The following is a 10,422-nucleotide window of genomic DNA, read 5'->3' on the forward strand; positions in this document are numbered from 1 at the left end:
GCTGCCCAAGAGGAACCTTCATGACGGATACCAGCGTGCAATCAAAAACAGCATTAGAGACACAAAATACCACTCACTTTGGTTTTGAAACCGTAGCGAAAGAAGAGAAAGTCGCCAAAGTCGCGCAAGTTTTTCACTCGGTTGCGGCCAAATACGACATGATGAATGACCTGATGTCTGGTGGCATTCATCGCTTATGGAAGCGTTTTACCATTGATTGCAGTGGCGCTCGCCCGGGCCAACGTATTTTGGATCTTGGTGGTGGTACGGGCGATCTAACCGCCAAATTTTCACGCATTGTGGGCGAAAAAGGTCATGTTATTCTGGCTGACATCAACAACTCGATGCTCAATGTCGGACGCGATAAATTGCGTGATAAAGGTGTAGTGGGCAACGTACATTACGTGCAAGCCAACGCCGAAGAACTGCCTTTTCCTGATAACTATTTCGACTGCATCACCATCAGTTTTTGCCTGCGTAATGTGACGGACAAAGATAAAGCGCTGAGCTCGATGTTCCGCGTTTTAAAACCGGGTGGCCGTTTGTTGATACTTGAGTTCTCCAAGCCAGTGCTTGAGCCATTATCCAAAGTATACGATGCGTATTCGTTTCATCTCTTGCCGAAAATGGGCCAAATCATTGCCAATGATGCCGACAGCTACCGCTATCTTGCGGAATCTATCCGTATGCATCCCGATCAAGAAACCTTAAAAGGGATGATGGATCAGGTTGGTTTTGAGCAAACGAGTTACTACAACTTAACGGGCGGTATTGTTGCGCTGCACCGTGGTTACAAATTCTAAGGATTGGGCATGCCGTTTGAGCCTTTAGTTACCGCCGCGATTGAGACCACACTCAACACCTTAATTCAAGACGATCCTGAGTTGGTGCGCCGATTATCACGCCTGAAAGGGCAAGTCATCCAAGTGCATCTCAAAGAGTTCAATAAAACGCTGACCTTCATTTTTAGCCAGCAAATTGATGTGTTAGCGGCTTACGAAGGCGAGTCGAATTGCTACCTGTCGCTCAATGTTTCCATTTTGCCCGAGCTACGCGAGCAAGCGAACATCACCCAACTGATCAAACAAGATAAGTTGGTGCTGGAGGGCGATATTCAACTGGCGCAAAAATTTGCCCAGTTGATCACCGATTGCAAGCCGGATGTTGAAGAGTGGTTGTCACGCCTGACGGGTGATGTGCTGGCTCACGCTTTAGTGCAGGGTGTGAAAGACATAGGCCAAGCGCTGCAATCACAACGAAGCAAGCATCAAAACCACCTCAGCCAAGTGTTAACGGAAGAGTGGCGTTTATTACCTAGCTCGCTCGAGGTGGCCTATTTTTGTGACCAAGTGGATGATCTCAATAGCCAAGCGGCGCGTATCGAAGCCAAAATTCAACACTTGTTGGAGCAAGCATGACGCCAACTGAACTCAAGCGGTTGTACCGAATTATCAAAGTACAATTGGAATATGGTCTAGATGAACTGTTGCCAGAACATCAACTCACCAAAGCGCCAATATTAGCGCGCAAAGGATTGTTCTGGATTAAAAATCAGCATGCGGACAAACCATTAGGTGAGCGCTTGCGCTTAGCCTTGCAAGAGCTTGGTCCAGTGTGGATTAAGTTTGGTCAGATGATGTCAACGCGGCGTGACCTGTTTCCACCGCACATCGCAGACCAACTTGCGTTACTGCAAGATAAAGTCGCTCCGTTTGATGGTGTACTTGCTAAAACTCAGATGGAAAAAGCGTTGGGCGGCGCTTTAGAAACTTGGTTTGATGAATTTGATATTGAACCACTTGCTTCTGCGTCGATTGCTCAAGTCCATACCGCCAAACTCAAATCATCTGGCCGGGAAATCGTACTCAAGGTGATTCGGCCAGATATTCGGCCAGTGATTGATGCCGATATCAAACTCATGTATCGCATGGCGAAAATTGTTGCCAAAGCATTACCTGAAGCAAGGCGACTGAAGCCCGTTGAAGTGGTACGTGAATACGAAAAAACTCTCCTTGCTGAACTCGACCTACGCCGAGAAGCAGCCAACGCCATTCAACTGCGTCGTAACTTTGAAAATAGTGAAGAGTTATACATTCCAGAGATAATTCCTGACTTTAGTAATGAAACTGTCATGGTTTCTGAGCGAATATACGGCATTCAAGTTTCTGATATTGAAGGTTTAGCGGCCAACGGCACTAATATGAAGTTGCTTGCTGAACGCGGGGTGAGCGTGTTCTTTACCCAAGTGTTCCGCGACAGTTTTTTCCATGCCGATATGCACCCGGGCAATGTCTTTGTTAATCCCGCGCATCCTGACAATCCACAATGGATTGGCTTAGATTGTGGTATTGTCGGTACCTTAAACAGTGAAGATAAACGTTATTTAGCCGAAAACTTCTTAGCTTTTTTCAACCGAGATTACCGCCGAGTGGCACAATTGCACGTTGATTCTGGTTGGGTTCCACGTGAAACCAACATCGATGAATTTGAGTTTGCTATTCGCGTGGTCTGTGAGCCAATTTTTGCCAAGCCATTGTGCGAAATCTCATTTGGTCATGTGTTGCTAAACTTGTTTAACACGGCTCGTCGCTTCAATATGGAAGTGCAGCCGCAATTGGTCTTGTTGCAAAAAACGCTATTGTATGTCGAAGGGTTAGGGCGTCAGCTTTATCCTCAATTGGACTTGTGGCAAACCGCTAAACCATTTTTAGAAAAATGGATGATGAACCAAGTTGGGCCGCAAGCGTTTATCCGTGCAGTAAAAGAGCGAGCTCCGCTTTGGGCTGAAAAATTACCTGAATTGCCAGAGCTGCTTTACGATAGCCTCAAACAAGGTAAAGCAATGAACCAAAGGTTGGATCAGTTGTACCAAGGTTATCTAGCCAGTAAGCGTCAACAGGCAACAGGAAAGTTTTTATTTGGTATTGGCGCCACTTTGGTCGTATGCTCGGCGATATTAGTGACCAGTGCTTATCAGCCGTTTGCAATAACCAGTGCGATTGCAGGTGTTGTATTTTGGCTACTCAGTTGGAGTGCTTACCGTCGTTAAGCGGTCTTTTATTTGAAATCAATTTGTTGAGAAATTCCTGAGGTGTAGAGAATGGGTGGTATCAGTATTTGGCAACTTCTAATTATTGCCGTGATTGTTGTATTACTATTTGGAACCAAGAAACTGCGTGGTATCGGTAGCGATCTCGGTGGTGCGGTTAAGGGGTTCAAAAAGGCGATGAGCGATGAAGAGCCAGCCAAGAAAGACGCAGATTTTGAACCTAAAAATATAGAGCAGCAGAAGACAGAAGCGACTGCTGAGACTAAAAAAGATAAAGAGCAGGCCTAACACGTGTTTGATATCGGTTTTTGGGAGCTGGTATTAATATCGGTTGTCGCGTTGGTCGTTCTTGGCCCTGAGCGTTTACCTCATGCTATTCGCAGTGTGGCAAAATTTGTTAGCACAGCAAAGAACATGGCGAACAGTGTCAAAGATGAATTAGCACATGAGCTCAAAATTCAAGAGCTGCAAGAAAACTTGCGTAAAGCAGAGCAAATGGGAATGGAAAATTTATCTCCAGAGCTGAAATCTTCTGTGGATCAGCTCAAGCAGGCTGCGCAAGATGTACAACGCCCTTATGCGAACTCATCGCCCTCTGAAACAAAAACAGAGCACGATGAACAAAGCGTTGAAGTGATTCCCGCTACAACGATTTCGTCGCCTGAAACGGCCGATAAGAAAGCCGACTCATCTCTGTAGGAGGAGTTATTGTTACCACTGTAACTCCTCCTCTTATGCTCTATTTATACGAGGTTCGATATGTCTTCCGTTGAGCAGACACAGCCTTTAATCAGTCACTTGCTAGAACTACGCGATCGTTTATTGCGTTCAATAGCTGCGGTGATCGTGATTTTTATCGGCTTAGTCTATTTCTCTAGCGACATCTACGATTTTGTCTCCAAACCATTGGTTGAGCGTTTGCCTGAAGGGGCGACGATGATTGCGACCGATGTTGCCTCGCCCTTTTTCACGCCACTCAAACTTACTTTGATCGCGTCTGCTTTTCTCGCGGTGCCTTTTATCCTTTATCAAATCTGGGCCTTTGTCGCTCCAGGTTTGTATAAGCATGAACGCCGTTTAGTCATGCCATTGATGTTTTCAAGCTCATTGTTGTTCTATTGCGGTGTGGCGTTTGCGTACTTTGTGGTATTTCCACTGGTGTTTGGCTTTTTTACGGCCATCTCTTTAGGCGGTGTTGAGTTTGCAACGGACATTGCCAGTTATCTCGATTTTGTGCTTGCGCTCTTTTTCGCTTTTGGTATCGCCTTTGAGGTTCCCGTCGCCATCATTTTACTGTGTTGGACGGGGGCGACGACACCGAAAACCTTGAGTGAGAAAAGGCCTTATATCGTGGTTGGGGCATTTGTGGTGGGTATGTTACTGACGCCGCCTGATATGGTGTCGCAAACCTTGCTCGCCATTCCGATGTGTTTATTGTTTGAGGTTGGACTTTTCTTTGCTCGTTTTTATGTGCGCAAAGATGAGGAAGAGCCGGAAGATGAAAGTCATTAATACATGAAAAAAGCGGCGAATAGCCGCTTTTTTTTGTACCTATGATAGTGGACTATTTAATCTTCAAAAGATAACCGCACTGAGAGCATCGATAGACTTCCTTGATGCCCAGCAGTTTTTGCCAGAAGGTTCGATGTTGACGTTGTAAGTGATTACCATGTTCACACATATTAGCCACGTTTATGTATTAAAATTTTGCCGCATACTATAGTGTTTGTGTGATTATTTTTGTGATATAGATCACGCTGATGTGTATGTCATTCTATCTATAGTTCTATAAATTATAATTTAAACAGTGAGTTAGCATTAGTGTTTGTAATGTTATTCACCTCAACCAACGAGAGTTCGGTGAGTTCTGCGATGCGTTTGGCAACTAGCGTTGTGTAAGCTGGTTCGTTGCGCTTACCTCTGTGAGGGACAGGGGCTAAATAGGGACAATCTGTTTCTAGCAGAACAAAGTTCATATCGAGATGCGGTAATACTTTATCCATACCGCCATTTTTAAACGTTGATACACCACCAATCCCAAGATGAAACCCTAGCTCATTAATGGCTTTAGCTTCTTCAAGCGTGCCGCCAAAACAGTGGAATACACCGCTAAGTGAGCCATCTTGCTCTTTTTCCAGCAGTTGTAGAGTTTGAGTGATGGAATCACGGGTGTGGATGACAACAGGCAAATCGCGCTCTTTGGCCCAATTAAGTTGAGTGACGAAAGCCATCTCTTGTTCGGCCTGAAAGGTTTTGTCCCAATACAGATCAATGCCAATTTCACCAATGGCGATAAAGGGGTGTTTATCTAGCCAAGATTCGATAACCGTTAGCGTTTGCTTCACATTTCCATCCACATAGCATGGGTGCAGCCCCATCATCGATCGGCAAAGTTCAGGGTAAGCCGCTTCGGTTTTAAGCATAGGCTCAATGGAGGCAAGATCGATATTGGGCAACAAAATAGCCTCAATGCCCTGCGCTTTAGCGCGTTGCACGACCTCATCTCGATCGTGATCAAATTCAGTGGCATAAATGTGAGCGTGAGTGTCAATCATGGTGTATCTCGATAAACAGAGAATGGGAGAACAGTATACGGAAGTGTGAGCCTGAGGTCATTTTTCTGATTTTTGTCGATTGCCGCTAGCGTCAAAAAGCGAGAGTGATATGATTTCGCCACACTTGAGCGATAGCGGTAGTGAAGAAAGAATGCTTTCTCACACCGCGTATAAACAAGGAGAAGAGAGTGTCAGTATCCATTCAAGGTCAGTTCCCAGGGCGTCGCATGCGTCGCTTACGCAAGCATGATTTTAGCCGCCGTTTGATGGCTGAGAATCAGTTATCGGTTAATGATTTAATTTATCCCATGTTTATTTTGATGGGTAAAGATCGCCGCGAGCCAGTGGAGTCTATGCCCGGTATTGAGCGTCTCTCTATCGACTTAATGCTCGAAGAAGCGCTGTATTTGGCTAATCTCGGCGTGCCAGCCATCGCACTTTTTCCAGTGGTTAACCAAGATGCTAAAAGTTTGTGTGCTGCTGAAGCGCATAATCCTGACGGCTTAGTGCAACGTGCGGTGAAATTATTAAAAGAGCATATACCACAAATGGGTGTCATTACCGACGTCGCGCTGGATCCTTTCACGACCCATGGCCAAGATGGCATCATCGATGAAAGTGGCTATGTGATGAATGATGAGACCACCGAGGTGTTGATCAAACAAGCGCTGTCTCACGCTGCAGCCGGTGCCGATGTGGTTGCCCCTTCCGATATGATGGATGGACGAATTGGTAAGATCCGCGAAGCGCTTGAAGAGGCGGGTTTTATTCACACACAGATCATGGCTTACTCTGCGAAATACGCGTCATGTTATTACGGCCCATTCCGCGATGCGGTTGGTTCCTCTTCGAACCTGAAAGGGGGAGACAAGAAAAACTATCAGATGGATCCGGCCAACAGCGATGAAGCCATTCACGAAGTGGCGATGGATATCAATGAAGGGGCTGACATGGTGATGGTGAAGCCCGGCATGCCATACCTTGATGTGGTGCGCCGCGTGAAATCTGAATTACAAGTTCCTACGTTTGCGTATCAAGTGTCTGGCGAATATGCGATGCATAAAGCGGCCATTTTAAATGGTTGGCTTAAAGAACGTGAAACCGTAATGGAGTCATTATTGTGCTTTAAACGCGCTGGGGCAGACGGCATTTTAACCTATTTTGCTAAAGACGTTGCGCAGTGGCTGGCAGAAGATAACGCCAAAACGGCACAATATTTACATCAAGATAACTAAGTTGTGAATTTAGGCAGGGGAGCGAATTTTGCTATCTATTTGAAAATCAATTAAAAAAAGATTTCATGAAATAGATGGTTAGGTGTTTTTAGCATGATTAGAAAATAAATGAGATTTTTTCTCATTTAGGGGTGATAATTAAATGAGAATCATTATTATTAACCATGTCTTAGGGAATGGCGAAGTTCACAAGGACGTCGAGTTTACGATTAACGAATTGCTAGGTGTTAAAAGTAACAAGACAAATTGGCGACGAACTTGCGCAAGTTCTTTTTGACACGACATTGCTCACATTGCTTCCAGTGTAATTTATAGCTTTATCGTAAGGCTGAATGAATCACTTCACTTAGTTTTACCTGTTTTTGCTAGGCGACATCCTCGGGTGTCGCTTTTTTTATCGCTCATTTTCAAGAGGATGCTTTTGTTGTGAATAAAAGGCCATCGATAGTCTTTTCCACAATCAATGATCGTAAAAAGATCATGATAGGAATGTTCGATCTTTGTTTTATTCATTTATAAACAATAAGTTAATTCCATTGTTTTCCTCGTTAATCACTGTTTAATAACCAGTGGATAAAAACTATGAACAGAGTTATCCACAGAATGTCATTTGCGGTGGTGGACAAATCAGCAAAATGTTTCGTTGCTCAAGGTGCATTGGCGTGGAATCCTCAAGACAGTCATGGCATCCTTAGTCATTACATTTCGTACTCGCTTTGGATTGCAAAAGACTATGGCTCGCATACCTGACAACCCGTTCATTCTGATTGATGGCTCTTCTTACCTTTACCGTGCATTTCATGCCTACCCAGGCACCATGAGTAATGGCGAAATTCCAACTAATGCTGTCTATGGCGTGGTCAATATGCTCCGTAGCATGATGCGCCAGTTTTCCGCTGAGCGTATGGTGGTTATTTTTGACGCGAAAGGAAAAACCTTCCGCGATGATATGTACCCACAATACAAAGCTAACCGTCCACCAATGCCTGATGATCTACGTTGCCAGATTGAGCCGTTGCACAATGTTATCCGTGCGATGGGGCTACCGCTGATATCGATTGAAGGTGTCGAAGCCGATGACGTGATTGGTACGCTAGCCTCTCAAGCATCACAAGCCGGCATGCCAGTGCTGATCAGCACTGGTGATAAAGACATGGCACAGCTAGTGGACGAGAATGTCACCTTGATCAATACCATGACGAATGTGGTACTTGACCGTGAAGGGGTGATTGAAAAATTCGGTATCCCTCCTGAGCTTATCATCGATTATCTGGCCTTGATGGGCGATAAAGTCGATAACATTCCTGGTGTACCGGGTGTCGGTGAGAAAACAGCGATTGCGTTACTACAAGGCATTGGCAGCCTAGAGCAAATTTACGATAACCTCGATAAAATTGCGCAATTGGGTTTTCGCGGCTCTAAAACCATGGCGCAAAAACTGGCGGATAACCGTGAAAACGCTTTTCTCTCTTACCAATTAGCCACCATCAAGCTGGATGTCGCTTTGGAAGAGAAACCAGAAACCTTGTGCAAAACCCAGCCCAATATTGATGAGTTGATTAAACTTTATGGTCAGCTCACGTTTAAATCTTGGTTAACAGAATTACTGGATGGTGGTAATGGGGTGATTGACGCTGATGAAAAAGTGGGTGCGGTAAACACTTCTTCTTCACAAGCAAGGGAGATGGATACAACCGCCGCCACGATTGATCGCAGCCAATATCAAACTATTTTAGATGAAGAGACGTTTAATGCTTGGTTAGAAAAACTGAAAGCGGCAGAAGTGTTTGCGTTTGATACGGAAACCGACAGCCTCGATTATATGGTAGCGAATTTAGTTGGCCTCTCTTTTGCGACCGAAGAGGGCGTTGCAGCGTATGTTCCTGTTGCGCATGACTATCTTGATGCACCAAAGCAACTGGACCGTGATTGGGTACTCGCCCAACTTAAACCCATTTTAGAAGATGAAAGCCAAGCCAAAGTGGGGCAGAACCTAAAATACGATGCCAGCATTGTTGCGCGTTACGGTATCAATATGAAAGGCATCAAGCACGATACGATGCTCGCATCTTATGTGTACAACAGCGTCGGTGGCAAACATGATATGGACAGTTTGGCGCTACGATTCTTGCAACACAGCTGTATTTCATTTGAACAGGTGGCGGGCAAAGGTAAAAACCAACTGACCTTCAACCAAATTGAACTTGAGCAAGCGGCACCGTACGCTGCGGAAGATGCTGATGTGACTTTGCGACTTCATCACCGTTTGATGAGTCATATTGAGCAAGATGAGAAGCTCAATCGCATCTACCAACAGATAGAAGTACCTCTTGTTCCCGTGTTGTCACGTATGGAACGCACAGGCGTGATGATTGATGATATGTTGCTTGGCGCGCAATCGCATGAAATCGCTGCTCGTTTAGAGCAACTAGAACAGCAAGCGTTTGATATCGCGGGTCAACCTTTCAACCTAAGCTCACCAAAACAGCTGCAAACCATTTTGTTTGAACAGATGGGGCTACCGGTGATTAAGAAAACGCCAACAGGTACACCTTCCACCAATGAAGAAGTACTGCAAGAGTTGGCACTCGACGGTTATCCTCTGCCTAAAGTAATCATTGAACATCGTGGTTTAGCTAAGTTGAAATCAACCTATACCGATAAACTGCCTAAAATGATCAACCCAACCACAGGGCGAGTGCATACCTCGTATCACCAAGCTGTAACCGCCACTGGTCGTTTGTCTTCAACCGATCCAAATTTGCAAAACATTCCGATCCGTAACGAAGAAGGGCGTCGGATCCGTCAAGCCTTTATCGCTCCTCATGGCTGGAAAATTCTGGCCATCGATTACTCGCAAATTGAGCTGCGGATTATGGCGCACCTATCCGGCGATAAAGCGCTGCTTGAAGCATTCCAGCAAGGGAAAGATATCCATGCAGCGACCGCGGCTGAAATTCTTGGAGTGAGTATTGAGCAAGTCAGCAGTGAGCAACGTCGCCGTGCGAAAGCGGTTAACTTTGGTTTGATTTACGGGATGAGCGCCTTTGGTTTAGCCAAGCAGCTCGGCATTCCTCGTTATGAAGCCCAAGAATATATGGATAAATACTTTGAGCGTTATCCTGGTGTGATGCAATACATGGAAGATACACGCTCTACGGCTAGTGAACTTGGCTATGTTGAAACTTTATTTGGTCGCCGTTTGCATCTGCCTGAAATTAAATCGCGTAATGGGATGCGCCGCAAAGCCGCTGAACGTGCTGCGATCAATGCTCCAATGCAAGGTACGGCTGCGGATATCATCAAAAAAGCGATGCTATTAGTCGATGCTTGGATTGAGGAGCATGGACAGGGACGCGTTAAACTCTTGATGCAAGTGCACGATGAACTGGTGTTTGAGGTGCAAGAGACGGCTTTAGCCGAAATTGAAATTAAAGTACAACAATTGATGGAATCAGCGGCAACGCTAGCGGTGCCATTGGTCGCGGATACTGGTCATGGAGACAACTGGGATCAGGCGCATTAGTTGTTTTTTAAGCAGAATTAGCTAATTTATATGAGCCGACGCACAAATGTCGGCTTT

At 45.3% G+C, this 10,422-nt stretch carries 10 protein-coding genes; 9 read left to right on the forward strand and 1 reads right to left on the reverse strand.

Features of this window, described 5'->3' with window-relative positions; genetic code table 11:
* Nucleotides 1-20: 20 nt before the first annotated feature.
* From ubiE to tatC, 6 genes are read left to right on the forward strand one after another with little or no spacing between them, the layout of a single operon-like run.
* On the forward strand, nucleotides 21-803 hold the full coding sequence (gene ubiE, locus AACQ17_RS07485; RefSeq protein ID WP_094147309.1) for a bifunctional demethylmenaquinone methyltransferase/2-methoxy-6-polyprenyl-1,4-benzoquinol methylase UbiE: 783 nt from the start codon (nucleotides 21-23) through the stop codon (nucleotides 801-803).
* A gap of 9 nt (nucleotides 804-812) precedes the next feature.
* Nucleotides 813-1,418, forward strand: a complete 606-nt coding sequence (locus AACQ17_RS07490; protein ID WP_047690304.1) for a ubiquinone biosynthesis accessory factor UbiJ — start codon at nucleotides 813-815, stop codon at nucleotides 1,416-1,418.
* Entirely contained in the window at nucleotides 1,415-3,049 is a 1,635-nt protein-coding gene (gene ubiB, locus AACQ17_RS07495) for a ubiquinone biosynthesis regulatory protein kinase UbiB (RefSeq protein ID WP_094147310.1), read from the forward strand. The genes AACQ17_RS07490 and ubiB overlap by 4 nt, the downstream gene beginning before the upstream one ends.
* A gap of 51 nt (nucleotides 3,050-3,100) precedes the next feature.
* Nucleotides 3,101-3,337: a Sec-independent protein translocase subunit TatA gene (gene tatA, locus AACQ17_RS07500; RefSeq protein ID WP_010319841.1), complete on the forward strand. Its 237-nt coding sequence runs from the start codon at nucleotides 3,101-3,103 to the stop codon at nucleotides 3,335-3,337.
* 3 nt (nucleotides 3,338-3,340) lie between these two features.
* Nucleotides 3,341-3,748, forward strand: coding sequence for a Sec-independent protein translocase protein TatB (gene tatB, locus AACQ17_RS07505; protein WP_013855639.1), 408 nt, complete (start codon nucleotides 3,341-3,343; stop codon nucleotides 3,746-3,748).
* Between the two features lie 60 nt (nucleotides 3,749-3,808).
* The gene (tatC, locus tag AACQ17_RS07510; protein WP_010319843.1) at nucleotides 3,809-4,561 is read left to right on the forward strand and encodes a twin-arginine translocase subunit TatC; all 753 of its coding nucleotides are present in this window, start codon (nucleotides 3,809-3,811) and stop codon (nucleotides 4,559-4,561) included.
* A 281-nt stretch (nucleotides 4,562-4,842) separates the two neighbouring features.
* Here tatC and AACQ17_RS07515 read toward each other — a convergent pair whose 3' ends face one another.
* Nucleotides 4,843-5,604: a TatD family hydrolase gene (locus AACQ17_RS07515; RefSeq protein WP_094147311.1), complete on the reverse strand. Its 762-nt coding sequence runs from the start codon at nucleotides 5,602-5,604 to the stop codon at nucleotides 4,843-4,845.
* A 188-nt stretch (nucleotides 5,605-5,792) separates the two neighbouring features.
* Here AACQ17_RS07515 and hemB point away from each other — a divergent pair, with 188 nt between their 5' ends.
* From hemB to polA, 3 genes are all read left to right on the forward strand, one after another.
* Nucleotides 5,793-6,839 (forward strand): porphobilinogen synthase, encoded by a 1,047-nt coding sequence (gene hemB / locus AACQ17_RS07520; RefSeq protein ID WP_026028265.1) that lies wholly within the window; start codon nucleotides 5,793-5,795, stop codon nucleotides 6,837-6,839.
* A gap of 582 nt (nucleotides 6,840-7,421) precedes the next feature.
* Nucleotides 7,422-7,589: a hypothetical protein gene (locus AACQ17_RS07525; RefSeq protein ID WP_156117117.1), complete on the forward strand. Its 168-nt coding sequence runs from the start codon at nucleotides 7,422-7,424 to the stop codon at nucleotides 7,587-7,589.
* Nucleotides 7,573-10,365 carry a DNA polymerase I gene (gene polA, locus AACQ17_RS07530; RefSeq protein WP_094147632.1) on the forward strand — a complete coding sequence of 931 codons (2,793 nt, stop codon included), beginning with the start codon at nucleotides 7,573-7,575 and terminating at the stop codon, nucleotides 10,363-10,365. The genes AACQ17_RS07525 and polA overlap by 17 nt, the downstream gene beginning before the upstream one ends.
* The last annotated feature ends 57 nt before the right edge of the window (nucleotides 10,366-10,422 follow it).

Source organism: Vibrio sp. V10_P2A27P122 (assembly GCF_963874335.1).
GTDB lineage: Bacteria > Pseudomonadota > Gammaproteobacteria > Enterobacterales > Vibrionaceae > Vibrio > Vibrio anguillarum.